Source organism: Amycolatopsis sp. lyj-346 (assembly GCF_046548975.1).
In the GTDB taxonomy this organism is placed as follows: domain Bacteria; phylum Actinomycetota; class Actinomycetes; order Mycobacteriales; family Pseudonocardiaceae; genus Amycolatopsis.
This window is the reverse complement of record NZ_JAJPWT010000007.1, coordinates 147,609-165,973: the sequence shown is the minus strand read 5'-3', so window position 1 is coordinate 165,973 and position 18,365 is coordinate 147,609. Positions and strand designations below refer to the sequence as shown.

Genomic DNA, 18,365 nt, shown 5'->3' with positions numbered 1-18,365 from the left:
CAACTGCATGGTGCAGTACCGACCGGCACGATCACGGGACAGTAACGGGTCGCGGCGGGTTGCGCAAACACCCCCCGGAGTGTCGTGATCCCCGTCACCCATCAGGTGGACGAGCCGGGAACCCTGTTGTCGCAATGCGTTCAACCCGTTGTGACGCTGGGGAGTCGGTACACCCGCTCGGCGGTGGTCCGGACCGCTTCGGCGACTTCGTGGACACCTTCGCCTCTGAGCGTCGCCAGGTGACGGACGGTGTAGGCGGCGCCGAACGGCTCGTTCGGCCGCCCACGGAACGGGTGGGGGGTCAGAAACGGCGCGTCCGTCTCGACGAGGTACTGCCCCGCCGGGCACAGCCGGGCCGCCGCGTGGAGGCCTTTCGCGTTTTTGAACGTGACGGTGCCCGCGAAGGAAAGGACATACCCCGCGTCGACGCACTTGCGGGCCATTTCCGCGTCCCCGGAAAAACAATGGAAAATTACGGCATTCGGCGCACCCTCTTCGGCCAGGATGCGCAACACGTCGTCGTGGGCCTCGCGGTCGTGGATCATCAGCGGCTTGCCGAGCCGCTTCGCGAGGTCGATGTGCCAGCGGAACGCCTCCTGCTGGGCGTCGTGCGGCGAGTAGTCCCAGTAGTAGTCGAGACCGGTCTCCCCCACGGCGACCACGCGGTCGTCCGCCGCCAGCCGCTCGACCTCGGCCCGCTCGGCCTCGCCGAACTCCTTGGTCCGGGTCGGGTGGATCGCGACCGCGGCGAACACGCGCCGGTCCCAGCCCGCCGCCTCGACGACCCAGCGGGCCGAGGCGAGGTCGTCGGCGACCGTGACGACGCGGGCGACGCCGGCGCGCTCGGCGCGGTCGACCATGGCCGTGACATCGGCCGCGGTGACCGCGCCGCACGCGTCGAGATGGGTGTGCGCGTCCACCACCGACACCGGGAGCCGGTCCGGGACCGGCGGCAGTTCGCGCTTCTCGTCACCCATGCACACCTCTTACTCCTTGACGATCGGCGCCCACTCCGGGCCGGTCTCGCCGAGCGCCGGGTCGAGCTTGGTGAACAGCGGCGACGGCTTCTGCAGGGGCTTGCCGACCTCGATCGGCTTCGACTCCCACTTCGCCCGCTCGCCCGCGTAGTCGCCGGTGAGGATCGGGTTGACCCGGCCGGCGATGTCGAGGTCGTCGACCTCCTTGAGCTCCGGCTGGGCCGCCCAGACGCCGGTGCCGCCGAGGGCCTCGTGCACCTTCTGGGCCGAGTGCGGCAGGAACGGCGTCAGCAGCGTGTTGGCGTCGGAGACGACCTGCAGCGCGGTGTGCAGCACGGTGTCGCGCCGCGTGGGGTCGTCCTTGAGCTTCCACGGCTCCTGGTCGGAGATGTACTTGTTCGCCGCGGTGACGACCTTCATCGCCTCGGCTGCGGCCAGCTTGAACCGGGACCGGGCCAGGTGCGCGCCCGCGGTGTCGAACGCCTTGCGCGACAACGCCTTCAGGTCTTCGTCGGCCGCCGTCGGGGCCTCCGGGCGCGGGATGGCGCCGACGTTCTTGTGCGCCATCGAGATGGACCGGTTGACCAGGTTGCCCCACTCGTTGGCCAGCTCGAAGTTGGTCCGGCGGACGAACTCGTCCCAGGTGAAGTCGGTGTCCTGGGTCTCCGGACCGGCGACCGAGATGAAGTACCGCAGCGTGTCCGGGCCGAAGTCGCGCAGGAAGTCCTCGACGTAGATCACGCGCCCGCGCGAGGTCGAGAACTTCGAGCCGCTCATGGTGAGGAACTCGCTGGAGACGATCTCGTCCGGCAGGTGCAGCTTGCCGTACTTGCCGGGCTCGCCACCCTTGTCGCCCTCGCCGTTGTGGCCGAACAGCAGCGCGGGCCAGATCTGGGCGTGGAAGGTGATGTTGTCCTTGCCCATGAAGTAGTAGGACCGCGCGTCGGCGTTGTTCCACCACTCCTGCCACGCGTCCGGGTTCCCGGAGCGGCGGGCCCACTCGACGCTGGCCGAGAAGTACCCGATCACGGCGTCGAACCAGACGTAGAACCGCTTCAGCGGCTGGTCGCGCCAGCCGTCGAGGGGGATCTTGACGCCCCAGTCGAGGTCGCGGGTGATCGGCCGGGGCCGCATGTCGTCGATCAGGTTCTTGGTGAAGTTGAGGACGTTCGGGCGCCAGTCGGTCTTGGTGCCCAGCCAGTCGCCGAGGGTCTTGGTGAACGCCGGCAGGTCGAGGAAGTAGTGCTCGGTCTCGACGAACTTCGGCGTCTCGCCGTTGATCCGCGACTTCGGGTTGATCAGCTCCGCGGCGTCGAGCTGGTTGCCGCAGTTGTCGCACTGGTCGCCGCGCGCGCCGTCGTACCCGCAGATCGGGCAGGTGCCCTCGACGTAGCGGTCGGGCAGCGTGCGGCCGGTGGACGGGCTGATCGCCCCGCGCGTGGTCTTCGGCACGACGTAGCCGTTGCGGTGCAGCGCGAGGAAGATCTGCTGCGTCACCTCGGCGTGGTTGCCGGTGGTGGTCCGGGTGAACAGGTCGTAGGACAGGCCGAGGCCCTGCAGGTCGTTGCCGATCTGGCGGGTGTACTTGTCCGCCGTCTGCTGCGGGGTCGAGTCTTCCTTGTCCGCCTGGACGGTGATCGGGGTGCCGTGTTCGTCGGTCCCGGAGACCATGAGCACCCGGTTGCCGGCCATTCGCTGGTAGCGGGAGAAGACGTCGGAGGGGACGCCGAATCCGGACACGTGGCCGATGTGGCGGGGGCCGTTGGCGTAGGGCCAGGCCACCGCGGTCAACACAGGGGTGCTCATACCTTATTAGCCTACGGAGGGCGTCACGCGCTTTGTCGAGAGGGAGGCCCGGTTGTCGGCGACACGGCTGCTCGTGCTCGGGGTGGTGCGGATGTACGGCCGCGCGCACGGCTACCAGGTGCGGCGCGAGCTGCTGACCTGGTCGGCGGACAAGTGGGCCAGCGTCCAGCCCGGGTCGATCTACCACGCGCTGAAGAAGATGACCGCCGAGGACCTGCTGGAACAGGTCGACGTCGAGCGGGGCGAAGGCGGCCCGGACCGGGTCGCCTACCGCATCACGCGAGAAGGCGACCAGGAGTTCCACCTGCTGCTGGCGAAGGCGCTGTCCGAACCCACCGCCGCGGCGGCCGAGGTGGCCGCCGGCGTCTCGTTCCTGACCGCCCTGCCCCGGCGGCGCGCGATCAGCCTGCTCGAACACCGGCTCGTCATCCTCGAGTCCGAGGAGCGCAGCGCGAGCCTGATGATGAAGGACACCGCGCACTGGGGCCAGGCCGGGCACGTCGCCGAGCTGTTCCGGCTGTGGTCGGCCCAGGCGCACACCGGTCTGGAGTGGACGCGGTCGCTGATCTCGCGACTGGAGGCGGGCGAGTACGAAATGGCCGACGACGCCGGCCGGGCCTTCGGCGATCCGCCCGCGTAATCAAATTTGACTAGTGAACGATGCATCGGGCAAGGTGTCGATCTCAACTAGTCAAGTTTGACTACAGGGAAAGGGGTGCTCATGATCACGGCACGCGGTCTCGAGCGGCGGTTCCGCCGCAAGGGCCGCACTGGGGGCGAAGTACACGCGGTGAAGGGCGTCGACCTCGACGTCGAAGCGGGCGAGCTGGTCGGCTTCCTCGGGCCCAACGGCGCCGGGAAGACGACCACGCTGCGCATGCTGACCACACTGCTGAAGCCGACCGCGGGCACCGCGACCGTCGGCGGCTGCGACCTGCTTTCCGACCCGCTCGGCGTGCGCAAGCGCATCGGCTACGTCGCACAGGGCGGCGGAAGCGCGCCGGAGACCAAGGTCGCCGACGAACTGGAGCTGCAGGGCAGGCTCTACCGGATGAGCAAGGCCGACGCGATCGCGCGCGGCGCCGAGCTCGCCGAACAGCTCGACCTGACCGGGCTCGGCCAGCGGCTGACCAAGACGCTGTCGGGCGGGCAGCGGCGGCGGCTCGACATCGCGCTCGGGCTGATCCACTCGCCGAGCCTGGTGTTCCTCGACGAGCCGTCGACCGGGCTCGACCCGCAGAGCCGCGCCAACCTGTGGGAGCACATCCGCCGGCTGCGCGCCGAACAGGGCGTCACGGTGTTCCTGACGACCCACTACCTCGACGAGGCGGACGCGCTGTCGGACCGGCTGATCGTGATCGACGACGGCCGGATCGTCGCCGAAGGGACGCCGGACGCGCTCAAGGCGCGGGTCAACGGCGACCGCGTCGAGGTCGGGGTCGATCCCGGGCAGGCCACGGACGCCGCGGAGATCGCGGGACGGCTCGAGGGCGCACAGGAGCTGTCCATCGACGGCGGGGAGGTCCGGTTCCGGGTGCCGCGCGGCGACGTCGCGCTGCCGGAGCTGCTGCGCGCCCTGGACGCCAAGGGCATCGCGATGCTGTCGGTCCAGGTCCACCGGCCGACGCTCGACGACGTTTTCCTGACCCTGACCGGGCGTTCGCTGCGGGAAGCGGAGGAGGCCGGCCGTGCTGCGTGACACCTGGCTGATCTTCCGCCGCGAAATGACGGCGGCACTGCGCAACCCGACCTGGGTGCTGATCGGGATCATGCAGCCGCTGCTGTACCTGTTCCTGTTCGGGCCGCTGATGGTCAAGGCCATGCAGGCGCAGGGCCTGTCCGAAGTGGACGGCTGGATGCTGCTGACCCCGGCCCTGATCGCCCAGCTGGCGTTGTTCGGCAGCTCGTTCGTCGGCTTCGGGCTGCTGGCCGAGTACCGCTCCGGCGTCGTCGAGCGGTTCCGGGTGACGCCGGTCAGCCGGGTCGCGCTGCTGCTGGGCAAGGTCCTGGCCAGCGCACTGCAGGCGGTGGTGCAGGCACTGCTGATCATCGCGCTGGCGTACCTGGCGTTCGACCTGGACGCCCCGGTCGGCGGCGTGCTGCTGAGCCTGCTGATCGTGTTCCTGCTGGCGGTGTCGCTGGCGTCGTGCTCCTACGCGCTGGCGCTGACGCTCAAGAGCGAGGAGACGTTCCCGGCCCTGCTCAACGCGGTGCTCATCCCGCTGCTGCTGCTCTCCGGGATCCTGCTGCCGATCACGTCCGGGACCGCGCCGGAGTGGCTGTACACGATTTCGCAGATCAACCCGTTCCGGCACGTGGTGGACGTCGAGCGGAACACCTTCCGCGGCGACTTCACGATGGACGCCCTGTTCACGGGCGGTGTCGTGGTGCTGGTGATGGCGGTGCTGTCCATCTGGTGGGGTACGCGCACCTTCCAGAAGGAAAGTGCCTGATCACAAAAGGCCTGATCAACGGCGCGTTTGTCACTGCGGGTCCGCCTCCGGCGACGTATGGTGTGCTCTCCACCGACGCGCCGGGGGCGGGACCGTGACAGAGCCGGAGAGTGAGCTCGGCATCTCGCTGTCGCACCGCGAGCACGTGGCCGACTGGCAGGCCGTGCGCGCCGCGCAGACGCGGTTCGTGTCGGTGACGATCAGCGAGAACGTCAACTGGAGCAACCCCGCCGCGGAGCGCAACCTGGCCGGCGCGCAGGAAGCCGGGCTGCACGCCGGCGGGCGGCACTACGCCCGGCCCGGCGCGGTGCACGACCAGGCGGACTTCTTCGTGCGGACGGCGAGCCGGCTCGGCGCGTTCGCCCCGGGGTCGCTGGCGCCGGCGCTGGAGGTGGCGGCACCGAGCGTCGACGACCGGTTCGTCAAGGCGTGGATCAAGCACGTCCGGCACGCGGCGCGCATCGAGCGGGTGCTGGTCTACGCCGACCACGACTGCTGGCAGCACCGCCTGCACCCGGACCGCTGGGCCGACAGCGAAGTCGTGCTGTGGCTGGTCCGGCACAACGGCATCCCCGGGCGGGCGGGCTGGTTCCACTCGCGGCTCGGGGTGCACCAGCACGCGTACGCCCCGGACGTCCCCGGCATCGCGGCGCCGGTGGAGCAGAACGCCGTCGTGTACCCGTTCACATTGGGCGACCTGCTGCTCTGACGTGTGGTGGTATGTCGCCATGCGCGTGACGAGCAGGCCACTCCGGACGGACGTGACGCCGGCCCGCGCGCTTTCGGTGCTGGCGCACCACGCCGCTTCGCGGGGGCTGCCGCCGCCCGCGATGCTGTCCGGTGAGTGGTTTTCCGCCCAGGCCGTGATCGCGCCATCGCTGCACGTGTCGCCGGGCGCCTTTCCGGCGCTCACCGCGCAGGCCGACGCCGAACCGGGCGTGATCGGCGGCGGCTGGTTCGGGTACCTGGCCTACGACCTGGCCGACCCCTCGCACCGGCGGGGTGCGCTGCCCGCGTCCGCGTGGGGCTGGGCGGACCACGTGCTGCGCTGGTCCGCCTCGGGCACCTGCTACCTGGAGTCCCTCGACGGTGCCGGTCCCTCGATGTCCACAATGGAATCGCTGCTGGCCGGTCCGCCTTCGCCGCTTTCGTGGACGGCGGGGCCGCTGCGGCGTCCGCTGCCGTCGGAGCACCGGGACGCGGTGAAGGCGTGCGTGCACGCGATCGAAGCGGGCGAGCTGTTCCAGGCCAACATCTGCGGCCGCTTCACCGGGTCGTTCACCGGCTCGCCCGAGGCCCTGTTCGCGGCGGGTGTGTCCCGCCTGGCGCCACGGCGCGCGGCCTTCCTGTCCGGCCCGTGGGGGTCGGTGGTGTCGTTCTCGCCGGAGCTGTTCCTCGCCCGCCACGGGCGTTCGGTGCGGTCGACGCCGATCAAGGGGACGCTCCCCCGCCGCGGGCCGGAGGACGACGGGAACGCCGCGCTGCTGCGTCAGTCCACGAAGGACGTCGCGGAGAACGTGATGATCACCGACCTGGTGCGCAACGACCTCGGCCGGGTGTGCGAAGTGGGCTCGGTGACGGTGCCGTCGCTGCTGGAGGTCCGCCCGGCGCCGGGGGTGTGGCACCTGGACTCGACGGTGACCGGGGTGTTGCGGCCTCGGGTGTCGGACGCGGACCTGCTGGCCGCGACGTTCCCGCCGGGGTCGGTGACGGGCGCGCCGAAGATCCGCGCGCTGGACCTGATCGCCGCGCTGGAGAGCCGCGGCCGCGGGGTGTACACCGGCGCGATCGGGCTGCTGTCGCCGGTGGCGGGGCTGGAGCTGAACGTCGCGATCCGGACGTTCGAGATCGACGGCGGCACGATCGCACTGGGCGTCGGCGGCGGCATCACGGCGGATTCGGACCCGGAGGCGGAGTGGCAGGAGTGCCTCCACAAGGCGGCACCCCTCGAACACCTCCTGGCCACCCCGTCGTGAGCGGCCAGGCGGGTCTTCCCTCCTGGCCACTCAGGAGCGCTACTTGCCGGGGTTGAGCAGCAGCTTGCCGACGGTCTTGCGGGAGCGCAGGGCTTCGTGCGCGCTGCGGGCGTCCGACAGCCCGTACTCGCCGCCCGGGACCGCCTTGAGCTCGCCCGCCAGTACCAGGTCGAACAGCTCGGTGAGGGCGGTCCCGAAGACGTTGCCCGGCAGCCGGAAGACGTGCGGCAGCCACATGCCGCTGATGGTGGTGCTGTGGCCGAGGACGTTGCGCAGCTCGACCGGCTTCGGGCTCTCCCGCCCGGCCATGCCGTAGAACGCCAGCCGCCCGAACGGCGCGAGCGCGGCGATGCTCTGGTCGGTGGTGGTCCCGCCGACCATGTCGAGCACGACGTCGACGCGCCGGCCGTTGTTCGCCTCGACGAGCGCGGCGGTCATGTCCTCGGCGCGGGAGTCGATGGCGACGTCGGCACCGAGCTCGAGGGCGAGCGCGCGCTTCTCGTCGCTGCTCGCGGTGGCGATGACGCGGCCCGCGCCCCACGCCTTGGCGAGCTGCACGGCAATGGTCCCGACCCCGCCGGCCGCGGCGTGCACGACGACCGACTCGCCCGGCTCGAGGTGGGCGTTCCGGCGGAGCAGCACCCAGGCGGTCGCGCCCTGGACCAGCATGGACAGCGCGGTGAGGTCGTCGATGCCGTCGGGAACGGGGAAGGTCGTGGCCGCCGGGGCGACGGCTTTCTCGGCGTACCCGCCGCCGCCGTTGAGCAAGGCGACGACGCGCTTGCCGTCGTGGGTGCCCACGACTTCACCGCCGGGGACGAGCGGCAGTTTGCTCGGCGCCAGGTAGGAGTTCTCCGCCTGGTGGGTATCGGCGTAGTTCACGCCCACGCGGTCGACGTCGATGAGGACCTCGCCGGGCCCGGCCACCGGATCGGGCAGCTCGACGGGGGTGAGCACCTCGGGCCCGCCGAACTCGGTCACCTGCACTGCGCGCATGTCGCTGTCCCTCTCGCTGTCGGCCACTCGATGTGAGACATTCTGGCATATGTCTCACACCGCTGCGTTCGACGTGGCCCGCGAGTGGTTCCTGGCCGGCCGCCGGGTGGACATGGGTGAACTGGCGGAGGCGCTGTCGATCAGCCGGGCGACGCTGCACCGCCGGGTCGGGTCCCGCGACCTGCTGCTGGGCGAGATCCTGTGGTCGCTGTCCTCGGCTTCGATCGCCCGGCTGTGGCCGTCCTGCGCCGGACGCGGGGCCGCCGGGATCGCGGACTTCGTGAGCGGGTACGTCCGGTTCGCGAACGAGTCGCCGCCGTTCCGGGACTTCTTGAGACGCGAGCCGGAGCGGGCCTTGCGCCTGCTGACCACGCGCGCAAGCGTTTGCCAGCAGCGGACGACGGCGAAGCTGGAGTCACTGCTGGCGGGCGAGGTTTCCGCCGGGCGGCTGGTGCCGCCGTTGCCGGTGCCGGACCTGGCCTACCTGCTGGTGCGGATCGGCGAGTCGTTCGTGTACACGGACGTGATCACCGGGGATGCGCCGGACGCGGCGAAGGCGCACGCCGCGGTGACCGCGTTGCTCACTTGACCCGCGCCGCCAGCACGGCGTCGTAAAGCTCCTTTTTGGACACGCCGGTCGCCTCGGCGACCTCCGCCGCCGCGGACTTCAGCCGCTCGCCGGCGGCCACGCGGTCCGCCACTTCGGCCACCAGGTCCGCCACCGAAACCTGCCTCGGCGACGCCCCGGACAGCACCACCGTGATCTCCCCGCGCACGCCCTCCGCAGCCCACGAAGCCAGCTCCGAAAGCGGACCCCGCTTCACCTCTTCGTACGTCTTCGTCAGCTCCCGGCACACCGCCGCCTGCCGGGAACCGCCCAGCACGGACACCGCGTCGGCCAGCAGTGCGCCGAGGCGGTGCGGGGACTCGAAGAACACCGCCGTCCGGGGCTCGTCGCGCAACGCCGTCAGCCAGCGCGTGCGCTCGCCCGGCTTGCGCGGGGCGAAGCCCTCGAAGCAGAACCGGTCACACGGCAGACCGGACAACGCGAGGGCCGTCGTCACCGCGGACGGGCCCGGCAGGCACGTCACCGGCAGGTCCTCCGCCACGCACGCCGCCACCAGGCGGAAGCCCGGGTCGGACACGCTCGGCATGCCGGCGTCGGTCACCAGGACCACCGTCTCGCCCGCGTGCAGCGCTTCGAGCAGCTTCGGCAGGCGCGCCGCCTCGACGTCTTCGTAGAAGCTCACCACCCGGCCGCGCGGGGTCACGCCCAGCGCCGTCGCCAGCGACCGGAACCGGCGCGTGTCCTCGGCCGCGACCACGTCCGCTTCGGCCAGCGCCGCCGCCAGGCGCGGGGAAGCGTCGCGGACGTCGCCGAGCGGGGTGGCGGCGAGGATGAGACGACCCTGAGTCACCCCGCCAGCCTAGGCTGATCAGCGGATCCGGACGACGCACGCCCCGTCCCGCCCGTAGGATCGCCCCGTGACCGCCGTGCTGACCCGTCCCGACGACGAAAGCGTCCGGCCGGACCCGGTCGAGGCGCTCCGGCCGCCCACCGACCGCGAGCTGACCCTGCTCGGCCGTGGCATGCCGGCGGACCGGCTCCGCGGCTGGGTCGTCACCCTGGTGCTGACCGTGATCGGCGGCATCGTCCGCCTGCAGAACCTCGGCGTGCCGACCGACAAGGGCAGCCCCGTCTTCGACGAGAAGCACTACGTGCCGCAGGCGTGGCAGGTGCTGCGCAACGGCGGTTACGAGGACAACTACGGCTACGAGCTGGTCGTCCACCCGCCGCTGGCGAAGCAGCTGATCGCGATCGGCGAATGGCTGCTGGGCTACAACGGCTGGGGCTGGCGCATCATGCCCGCGCTGGCCGGCACGCTGATGGTGCTGCTGACCATCCGCATCGCCCGCCGCCTGACCCGCTCGACGCTGCTCGGCGCCATCGCGGGCATCCTGGTGATCAGCGACGGCGTCCTGCACCTGCAGTCGCGCATGGGCATGCTCGACATCTTCATCGCGCTGTTCGTGCTCGCCGCGTTCGCCTGCGTGCTCGCCGACCGCGACCAGGTGCGCGAGCGGCTCGCGACGGCGGTCCGCGAAGGCTGGGTCAACGAGTCCGTCTGGGGCCCCAAGCTCGGCTTCCGCTGGTGGCGGTTCGCGGCCGGGCTGATGATCGGGCTCACCTTCGGCGTCAAGTGGTCGGCGCTGTACTACATCGTCGCGTTCGGGCTGCTGACCGTGTTCTTCGACGTCGCGGCGCGGCGCGCGGCCGGCGTCGAACGGCCCTGGCTGGGCACCATCCGCCGGGACGTGCTGCCCGCGCTGTGGGCCATCCTGATCATCCCGTTCCTGATGTACTTCGCCGCGTACTGGGCCTGGTTCGCCAGCGAAACCGCCACCGACCGGCACTACACCGAGATCAAGGACATCGACCCGGGCTCCTGGGCGTGGATGCCGCCGGCGCTGCGTTCGCTCGGCGACTACACGGCGAACGTCCTGCACTTCCACGAAACCCTGGTGACGCCCAAGGACAGCCCGCACCCGTGGGAGTCGAAGCCGTGGACGTGGCCGATGGGGCTGCGCCCGATGCTGTACAGCTACAACGGCGAAGTCACCGGCTGCGGCGAGGCCCGCTGCATCAGCGCGACGATGCTGATCGGCACCCCGGCCATGTGGTGGCTGGCGATCCCGATGCTCGGCTGGGCGGCGTGGCGCTCGATCTTCCGCGCGGACTGGCGCTACGCGGCCGTGCTGGTGGGCTACCTCGGCGGGTACGCCTTCTGGTTCACCAACCTCGACCGCCAGATGTACTTCTTCTACGCCACCCCGCTGGCGGCGTTCCTGGTGCTGGGGCTGACGTTGTGCCTGGGTCAGATCCTGGGCAGCGCCCGGCGTGGCTTCGAGAGACGCGGCACGGGCCTGCTGGTCGTGTCGCTGTACGTCGGGCTGGTGGTGGCGAACTTCGCCTGGCTGTGGCCGATCCTGAACGGCATCGCGATCACCAACGGCCAGTGGGAGGCCGAGCGCTGGCTGCCGTCCTGGCGATAGTCAGCCCGCGAAAGCGCCCCAAGGTGGCCTTCGGTGCGTCCAACGCACCCAATGTGGCCTTCGATGCGCTCAACGCACCCAATGTGGCCTTCGGTGCGCCCAACGCACCCAATGTGGCCTTCGGTGCGCCCAACGCACCCAATGTGGCCTTCGGTGCGCCCAACGCACCCAATGTGGCCTTCGGTGCGCCCAACGCACCCAATGTGGCCTTCGGTGCGTTGAACGCAACCAAGGCCACATTGGGGCGGTTGGGGTGGGGGCGGCCGGGCGGGGGTCAGCTCGAGAAGTAGGCGCGCGGCGTGATGCCGACCGCCCGGCGGAAGGCCGCCACGAACGCGCTCGCCGAGCTGTAGCCGATGCGGTAGGCCACCGTCTCCAGCGGTGTTGCCTGGGCCAGCAGGGGCAGGGCCGCCCGCAGCCGGACCTGGGTGCGCCAGGTCCCGAACGGCATGCGGCACTCGCGGACGAAGATCCGCGCGAGGGTGCGTTCCGCGGCCCCGACGTCCCTCCCGAACTCGGCGAGGGTGCGGGGGTCCGCCGGGTTCGCGAGCACCGCCGTCGCGACGTCGAGGGCGCGGGGGTCGGAGGGTGACGGCACCACGATCGGCACCACGTCCAGGGGTTCCAGCAGGTCGAAGGCCACGGCTTCGGCACGCAGCCGGGCCGCGGGCGCCACCCCGTCGCCGGTCAGGTACTCCAGGAGCTCCCGCAGCAGCGGCCGGACGGCGACCAGCCGCGGCTCCGGCCACGAAACCGGCGACCGCGCCGGGTCGGCGTAGATGCCCCGCAGTGCCGCCCGCCCGAGCGCGCCGGTGCGGTGCCGGACGCCGGCGGGCATCCACAGGGCCCGCGTCGGCGGCAGCACCCAGCCGGCGTCGCCCGCCTTGACCGCGACGACGCCGCGGGCCGACCAGACCAGCTGGTGCGCCGGGTGCTCGTGCCACGGGAACCAGGTGCCCGCGGGCAGGTCGAAGGCGCCGAGCAGCATGGCCTGTCCGTTTTGCGACATTGGTTGGCAGCGTATCGGCTACCGGTCACCCCCGCGTCGCCATAGCGTCGGACGCATGCCGATGAACCTCATCCACCGCAAGATCTGCAGCTCCGCCAAGTGGGCGGACACGGTCGAAGAGCGCCTGACGCCGTGGCTGGCCCGCCACGACCTCGGCGACGACGTCCTCGAGGTCGGCCCCGGCTTCGGCGCGACGACGAAGGTGCTGCTCGACGTGGTGCCGAAGCTGACGGTCCTGGAGATCGACCCGGCCTCGACCGAGCTGCTGCGCGCGAAGTTCGGCGACCGCGCCGACGTCGTGCAGGGCAGCGGCGCGGAGATGCCGTTCGAGGCCGGGCGCTTCTCGGCGGTGGTCTGCTTCACGATGCTGCACCACGTCCCGACGGCGGCGTTGCAGGACGCGATCTTCGCCGAGGCCGCCAGGGTGCTCCGCCCGGGCGGCCGGTTCTGCGGCACGGACAGCCAGCTCAGCTTCCGGTTCCGGCTGCTGCACATCGGCGACACGATGAACGTCGTCGACGCGTCGACACTGCCGGGCCGGCTGACGAAAGCCGGCTTCGAGCAGGTCGAGGTGAAGGCACGGCCCAAGGAGATCGTGACCTTCTCGGCGATCAAGCCCGGCTAGCGGCGGGGCAGCCCGGTCCCCGGCTGCCGCGGCACCACGCGCGTCACCGGGCCGTCCGCGGACTTGCCCGCCCGGGACAACCAGCCCTCCACCTCGCGCCGGACCGCGTTCAACGTCGGACGCCGCCGTGGTTCCGGGTCAAGGGAAGCCGCCAGCAGGCGGGCGTGGGCGCTGCGCTGCGGCAACCGCGAGACCGGCTCGGCCCGGGCCGCCGCCATCAACGCCGCCATCGGTGTCTCGCGGGTTCCGCGTGGCGGCTGGCCGGACAGCGCGTAACTGATCGTCGCCGCCAGCTGCCAGGCGTCCGACGCCGGGGAGGCGGCCGCGCCCATCGCCTGCTCCGGGGCCACGAAGTCGGGCGTGCCGATCATCATCCCCGTTGCCGTCATCTTCGAGTCGCCCTGGCTGCGGGCGATGCCGAAGTCGATCAGGTGGGCCAGGCCGCTCCGGTCGAGGACGATGTTCGACGGCTTGATGTCGCGGTGCAGGACGCCCTTCTCGTGGGCCGCCGCCAGCGCGCCCGCCATCGTCGCCCACAGGCGGCCCGCCGCGACGTCGTCGAGGGGACCCTGGCCGTCGACCAGCTCGGCCAGCGGACGGCCCTCGAGGTACTCCATCACCAGCGCCAGGCCGTCCGGCTCCTCGGCCAGGTCGTACACCTTGACGCAGTTCGGGTGGCTGACCACGGCCAGCGCACGGGCCTCGCGCTGCATGCGCTCGGCCGTGTCGCGGTCCGGCGCGTGCGCGATCTTCAGCGCGACCGTGCGGTTCAGCTGGGTGTCGACGGCCTGCCAGACCGTGCCGAAGCCACCCGCGCCGAGCTGCTTGACGCGGCGGTAGCGGCTGCCGCCGGCGTTGCGGGAACCGGGCGGCGGCGGGACCGGGCCCGGCGCCGCGGCCAGTGCGCCGCCCGGCGGGGACGGCGGCTCGGGCGCGGCGGCCAGCGCCGTCTTCGGGTACGGCCGGTTCGCCGGGGGCGGCGGCGGAGGCGGCGGGGTCGGGCGCGGCTGGACCTGCGACGGCGGCTCCTGCTGGCGGCGCGGCGGCTCGTCCGGCCGGTCGGGCCGGTTGATCACCGACCACGGCGGCGGGCCGACCATCGCGACCGGGATCAGGCCCAGCACGCTGAACGGCAGGAAGCCCAGCAAGAAGTGCAGCGCGGTGTTCGCCTCCATGCCGACGCTGAACACGAGCATCGCGGCGAACGGGATCCAGAAGAACCGCGACGGCCACTTCGGGCCGCGGCGGAAGGCCGTGCGGCCCTGCAGGATCACGAAGAACAGCGAGCCCGCGCCCAGCACGGCGAAGGCCAGCAGGTAGACGAAGAACGGGAGGTCACTGCCGTTCTTGGCGAACAGCACGTCGTAGACGGTCTGGCCGCCGCCCAGGTAGTCCTTCTGGCTGCCCACCCAGCAGCCGCCCTCGCTGCCGAGCGAGCTCAGTTCCTGCCCGCTCAGGCCGGTCTTCTCGCCCGCGAACGCCGCCCGGTAGACCCCCGACACGCCGTTCGACAGCAGCCACGGCATCACCAGGGCGCTGAACAGGCCGATCGCGCCGAACACCGACAGCGTCGTGGCGTCGTACCGGTTGCCCGTGCCCTTCCGGATGATCGACACGGCAACCGCGCCGATCGGCGGAAACAGCGCGACGAGCGCGCCGGCCGCACTCGTGGCCCAAACCCATTCGCCGGGGCAGAAACCCGGGCCGAACAAGGAATGGGCTAGCGAGAGCAACGCGCTCGCGAGTCCGTTCACCGCCGGGCTCCCCTCACTGTCCGTGTTCACTTCGTGGCCGTCACGCGGCGTTTTCCCGCGGTCCAGCTTAGGACGCTCCCGGGCTCCGTGAGGTTGCCGGGTCTTTCCGCGGGGAATCCGGCGCGCCCGCCGCTCCCGCGCCATGATGGGGATCGGCGGAATGTCCGACGCGAAGGAGCGGAGCATGGGCGCGTACTCCGAAGCCTACCGGCTCAGCCTGGCCGAGCGGGACGCGTTCTGGCTGGCCGCGGCCCAGTCGATCAGCTGGACCAGAGCGCCGGAGCGGGCGCTGGACGACGCGAACCCGCCCTTCTACCGGTGGTTCCCGGACGCCGAGCTGAACACCTCGTACAACGCGCTCGACCGCCACGTCGAGGCCGGCCGCGGCGGCCAGGCCGCGCTGATCTGGGACTCTCCCGTGACCGGACGGCAACGCAGTTACACGTACGAGGAGCTGCGGGACACGGTCGCGCGCTTCGCCGGCGCCTTGAGCTCGCTCGGCGTCACCAAGGGTGACCGGGTGATCGTCTACCTGCCGATGGTCCCGGAGGCCGCGATCGCCATGCTGGCCTGCGCGCGGATCGGGGCCGTGCACTCGGTGGTCTTCGGCGGGTTCGCGCCGAAGGAGCTGGCCGCGCGGATCGAGGACGCGAAACCCAAGCTCATCCTGGCCGCGTCCTGCGGCATCGAGCCGACGCGGGTGGTCGAGTACCAGCCGATCATCGAAGCCGCGCTCGCGATGACCGAGCACCAGCCCGACCACGTCGTCGTGCTGCAGCGCGAGCAGGCGCCGGCCGTGCTGACCGGACGCGACCTCGACTGGCGGGAGCTGGCGGTGGGCGCCGCCCCGGCCGATCCGGTGCCGGTCGCGGCGACCGATCCGCTGTACATCCTCTACACGTCCGGGACGACCGGGAAACCGAAGGGCGTCGTGCGCGACACCGGCGGCCACGCCGTCGCGCTCGCCTATTCGATGGAGGCCGTCTACGACGTCCACGCCGGTGACGTCTGGTGGACGGCGTCCGACGTCGGCTGGGTCGTCGGGCACTCCTACATCGTGTACGCGCCGCTGCTCGTCGGAGCGACGACAGTCATGTACGAAGGCAAGCCCGTCGGCACGCCCGACGCGGGCGCGTTCTGGCGGGTCATCGCCGAGCACGGCGTCCAGGCGCTGTTCACCGCGCCGACCGCGCTGCGGGCCGTCAAGAAGGCCGACCCGGAGGCCCGCGAGCTGGCGAAGTACGAGCTGAAGCAGTTCCGGACGTTGTTCATGGCCGGCGAGCGGCTCGACCCGGAGACCTACCACTGGGCGCACGGGAAGCTCGGGGTGCCGGTCGTCGACCACTGGTGGCAGACCGAGACCGGCTGGCCGATCGCCGCGAACCCGCGTGGCCTGGAGCCGATGGACGTCAAGCCGGGGTCCGCGACCAAGCCCGTCCCCGGCTGGGACGTCCGGATCCTCGACCAGGCGGGCGAGGAGCTGCCCGCCGGGCACGAAGGCGCCATCACGGTGAAGCTGCCGCTGCCGCCGGGCGCGCTGCCGACGCTCTGGGATGCCGACGAGCGGTACCGCGAGGCCTACCTCTCGCGCTACGAAGGCCACTACCTGACCGGCGACTCCGGTTACTTCGACGAAGACGGCTACCTGTTCGTCATGGGCCGGACCGACGACGTCATCAACGTCGCCGGGCACCGGCTGTCCACCGGGTCGATGGAGGCGGTACTGGCCGCGCACCCGGCGGTCGCCGAGTGCGCCGTGATCGGCGTGGCCGACCAGCTCAAGGGCCAGCTGCCGCGGGGGTTCGTGGTGCTGAAGGCGGGCGCGGACATCGACGCCACCCGGCTGCGGGACGAACTCGTGGCGATGGTCCGGCGGGACATCGGCCCGGTCGCCGCGTTCCGCGACGTGTCCATTGTGGACGCACTGCCGAAGACGCGGTCGGGGAAGATCCTCCGCAAGACGATGCGCGCGATCGCCGACGGCCGCGACGAGGCGGTGCCCTCCACCATCGAGGACCCGAGTGTCCTGGAGGCCATCCGGTCCGCTCTTCGTTAAGAGCTGTTCCAAATACTCCGGCTGGTCTGTACCTTTGCCAGGGAGTCCCCACCGGAGGTGCTTCGATGCGCTTGTCCAGAGCCGTCCTGACCGCAGCCGTCGTGAGTCTCACGGCCGCCGGCCTGCCCGCTTCCGCCGCGGCCGCCCCGGCCACCCCCGAACGGAGCGTGACCGACGTCGTCCCGGCGCCCGTCTCCGCGAAGGCCGAGCCTCGCGACGGCTTCCGGCTCACGCCGCGCACCGTGATCGCCGCCGGCCGCGGGGCCGGCCAGGTCGCGGGCTACCTGCGCGGCCTGCTCCGCCCGGCCACCGGCTACCCGCTGCCGGTCGTGCCGCACGCCGCCGGCCTGCCGTCGATCTCGCTGAAGCTGGGCCACGACCCGCGGATCGGCACCGAGGGTTACGAGCTGAAGGTCGCCCGCGACGGCGTCACGTTGAACGCCAACACCCCGGACGGGCTCTTCGAAGGCGTGCAGTCGCTGCGGCAGCTGCTGCCGTCGGCGATCGAGGCGAAGCGCGTCCAGCACCGGACGTGGACCGTCGCCGGCGGCACGATCCTCGACTACCCGCGCTTCGCCGAACGCAGCGCGATGCTCGACGTCGCCCGGCACTTCTTCACGCCCGACCAGGTGAAGCGGTACATCGACCAGATCGTCCAGTACAAGGTCAACACGCTGCACCTGCACCTGGCCGACGACCAGGGCTGGCGGATCGAGATCAAGAGCTGGCCGAAGCTGGCGACGGTCGGCGGGCGGACCGCGGTCGGCGGCGACCCGGGCGGCTACTACACGCAGGCGCAGTACCGGGACCTCGTCGCGTACGCGGCTTCCCGGCACATCACGGTGATCCCGGAGATCGACATGCCGGGCCACACGAACGCGGCGCAGTCGACGTACGCGGAACTGAACTGTGACGGGAAGGCCGTCCCGCCGCGCACGGACATCGAGGTCGGCTACAGCTCGCTGTGCATCTCCTCGCCGATCACCTACCGGTTCGTCGAGGACGTCGTGCGCGAACTGGCGGCCCTCACCCCCGGGGAGTACCTGCACATCGGCGGCGACGAAGCGCACTCGACGCCGCCCGCGGACTACCTCGCCTTCGAGCGGAAGGTGCAGCCGATCGTCGCCAAGTACGGCAAGAAGGTCACCGGCTGGCACGAGATCGCCAAGTCGGTCCCGCCGGTGTCGGCGGTCCCGCAGTACTGGGGCTTCGGCGGGGCCGACCCGGACGTCGCGGCGGCCGCGGCGCGCGGCAACAAGATCCTCATGTCGCCGGCGAACCACGCCTACCTGGACATGAAGTACAACCCGCAGACGCCGCTCGGCCAGGACTGGGCCGCGCTCATCGAGGTCAAGGACGGCTACGACTGGGACCCCGCGACGCTGGTCGACGGCGTCGGCGAAGACCGGATTGCGGGTGTCGAAGCGCCGTTGTGGACCGAGACGATCCGGACCAGCGACGACATCGAGTACATGGCGTTCCCGCGGCTGCCGGGCATCGCGGAGATCGGCTGGTCCCCGCGGTCGACGCACAACTGGGACGCCTACCGCGCACGGCTGGCGAAGCAGGCTCCGCGCTGGGTGGCGCAGGGCATCGGCTTCTACCGCTCCCCGCAGGTCGACTGGAAGTGAGCGCCCGGTCGTGAGTGATAAGGCGGGT

At 71.4% G+C, this 18,365-nt stretch carries 17 protein-coding genes; 11 read left to right on the top strand and 6 right to left on the bottom strand.

Annotation, left to right across the window (positions count from 1 at the left end):
• Window positions 1–140: 140 nt before the first annotated feature.
• Both ACLJQE_RS22525 and metG read right to left on the bottom strand, forming a co-directional pair.
• Window positions 141–977, bottom strand: a complete 837-nt coding sequence (locus ACLJQE_RS22525; RefSeq protein WP_410641290.1) for a TatD family hydrolase — start codon at window positions 975–977, stop codon at window positions 141–143.
• Window positions 978–986: 9 nt separating this feature from the next.
• A complete protein-coding gene (gene metG / locus ACLJQE_RS22520; RefSeq protein WP_410641289.1) occupies window positions 987–2,783 on the bottom strand; it encodes a methionine--tRNA ligase in 1,797 nt (598 codons plus the stop codon).
• A gap of 52 nt (window positions 2,784–2,835) precedes the next feature.
• Between metG and ACLJQE_RS22515 the strand changes: the two genes are divergently transcribed.
• From ACLJQE_RS22515 to ACLJQE_RS22495, 5 genes are all read left to right on the top strand, one after another.
• Window positions 2,836–3,423: a PadR family transcriptional regulator gene (locus ACLJQE_RS22515; protein ID WP_410641288.1), complete on the top strand. Its 588-nt coding sequence runs from the start codon at window positions 2,836–2,838 to the stop codon at window positions 3,421–3,423.
• 81 nt (window positions 3,424–3,504) lie between these two features.
• Entirely contained in the window at window positions 3,505–4,482 is a 978-nt protein-coding gene (locus ACLJQE_RS22510; RefSeq protein ID WP_410641287.1) for an ATP-binding cassette domain-containing protein, read from the top strand.
• On the top strand, window positions 4,472–5,236 hold the full coding sequence (locus ACLJQE_RS22505) for an ABC transporter permease (protein ID WP_410641286.1): 765 nt from the start codon (window positions 4,472–4,474) through the stop codon (window positions 5,234–5,236). Before ACLJQE_RS22510 ends, ACLJQE_RS22505 begins: the two co-directional genes overlap by 11 nt.
• 94 nt (window positions 5,237–5,330) lie before the next feature.
• On the top strand, window positions 5,331–5,945 hold the full coding sequence (locus tag ACLJQE_RS22500) for a glycoside hydrolase family 25 protein (RefSeq protein ID WP_410641285.1): 615 nt from the start codon (window positions 5,331–5,333) through the stop codon (window positions 5,943–5,945).
• A gap of 19 nt (window positions 5,946–5,964) precedes the next feature.
• Window positions 5,965–7,212 carry an aminodeoxychorismate synthase component I gene (locus ACLJQE_RS22495; protein WP_410641284.1) on the top strand — a complete coding sequence of 416 codons (1,248 nt, stop codon included), beginning with the start codon at window positions 5,965–5,967 and terminating at the stop codon, window positions 7,210–7,212.
• Window positions 7,213–7,251: 39 nt separating this feature from the next.
• On the opposite strand, the gene ACLJQE_RS22490 is transcribed toward ACLJQE_RS22495, so the two are convergent.
• Window positions 7,252–8,208, bottom strand: a complete 957-nt coding sequence (locus ACLJQE_RS22490) for a quinone oxidoreductase family protein (protein WP_410641283.1) — start codon at window positions 8,206–8,208, stop codon at window positions 7,252–7,254.
• 49 nt (window positions 8,209–8,257) lie between these two features.
• Here ACLJQE_RS22490 and ACLJQE_RS22485 point away from each other — a divergent pair, with 49 nt between their 5' ends.
• Entirely contained in the window at window positions 8,258–8,797 is a 540-nt protein-coding gene (locus ACLJQE_RS22485) for a QsdR family transcriptional regulator (protein ID WP_410641282.1), read from the top strand.
• Here the strand turns inward: ACLJQE_RS22485 and rsmI are convergent.
• Window positions 8,790–9,626: a 16S rRNA (cytidine(1402)-2'-O)-methyltransferase gene (gene rsmI, locus ACLJQE_RS22480; protein WP_410641281.1), complete on the bottom strand. Its 837-nt coding sequence runs from the start codon at window positions 9,624–9,626 to the stop codon at window positions 8,790–8,792. The genes ACLJQE_RS22485 and rsmI overlap by 8 nt on opposite strands.
• 67 nt (window positions 9,627–9,693) lie before the next feature.
• On the opposite strand from rsmI, the gene ACLJQE_RS22475 reads away from it, so the two are divergent.
• Both ACLJQE_RS22475 and ACLJQE_RS22470 read left to right on the top strand, forming a co-directional pair.
• On the top strand, window positions 9,694–11,262 hold the full coding sequence (locus tag ACLJQE_RS22475) for a dolichyl-phosphate-mannose--protein mannosyltransferase (protein WP_410641280.1): 1,569 nt from the start codon (window positions 9,694–9,696) through the stop codon (window positions 11,260–11,262).
• 23 nt (window positions 11,263–11,285) lie between these two features.
• Complete coding sequence (locus tag ACLJQE_RS22470) at window positions 11,286–11,552, top strand: hypothetical protein (protein ID WP_410641279.1); 267 nt, start codon at window positions 11,286–11,288, stop codon at window positions 11,550–11,552.
• Here ACLJQE_RS22470 and ACLJQE_RS22465 read toward each other — a convergent pair.
• The gene (locus ACLJQE_RS22465) at window positions 11,537–12,250 is read right to left on the bottom strand and encodes an AraC family transcriptional regulator (protein ID WP_410641520.1); all 714 of its coding nucleotides are present in this window, start codon (window positions 12,248–12,250) and stop codon (window positions 11,537–11,539) included. The two genes, ACLJQE_RS22470 and ACLJQE_RS22465, sit on opposite strands and share 16 nt — an antisense overlap.
• Window positions 12,251–12,326: 76 nt before the next feature.
• Between ACLJQE_RS22465 and ACLJQE_RS22460 the strand changes: the two genes are divergently transcribed.
• Entirely contained in the window at window positions 12,327–12,896 is a 570-nt protein-coding gene (locus ACLJQE_RS22460) for a class I SAM-dependent methyltransferase (RefSeq protein ID WP_410641278.1), read from the top strand.
• On the opposite strand, the gene ACLJQE_RS22455 is transcribed toward ACLJQE_RS22460, so the two are convergent.
• A complete protein-coding gene (locus ACLJQE_RS22455) occupies window positions 12,893–14,650 on the bottom strand; it encodes a serine/threonine-protein kinase (RefSeq protein ID WP_410641277.1) in 1,758 nt (585 codons plus the stop codon). The genes ACLJQE_RS22460 and ACLJQE_RS22455 overlap by 4 nt on opposite strands.
• Window positions 14,651–14,834: 184 nt before the next feature.
• On the opposite strand from ACLJQE_RS22455, the gene ACLJQE_RS22450 reads away from it, so the two are divergent.
• Both ACLJQE_RS22450 and ACLJQE_RS22445 read left to right on the top strand, forming a co-directional pair.
• Window positions 14,835–16,706, top strand: coding sequence for a propionyl-CoA synthetase (locus ACLJQE_RS22450; RefSeq protein WP_410641519.1), 1,872 nt, complete (start codon window positions 14,835–14,837; stop codon window positions 16,704–16,706).
• 65 nt (window positions 16,707–16,771) lie between these two features.
• Complete coding sequence (locus ACLJQE_RS22445; protein WP_410641276.1) at window positions 16,772–18,337, top strand: beta-N-acetylhexosaminidase; 1,566 nt, start codon at window positions 16,772–16,774, stop codon at window positions 18,335–18,337.
• Window positions 18,338–18,365: the final 28 nt, after the last annotated feature.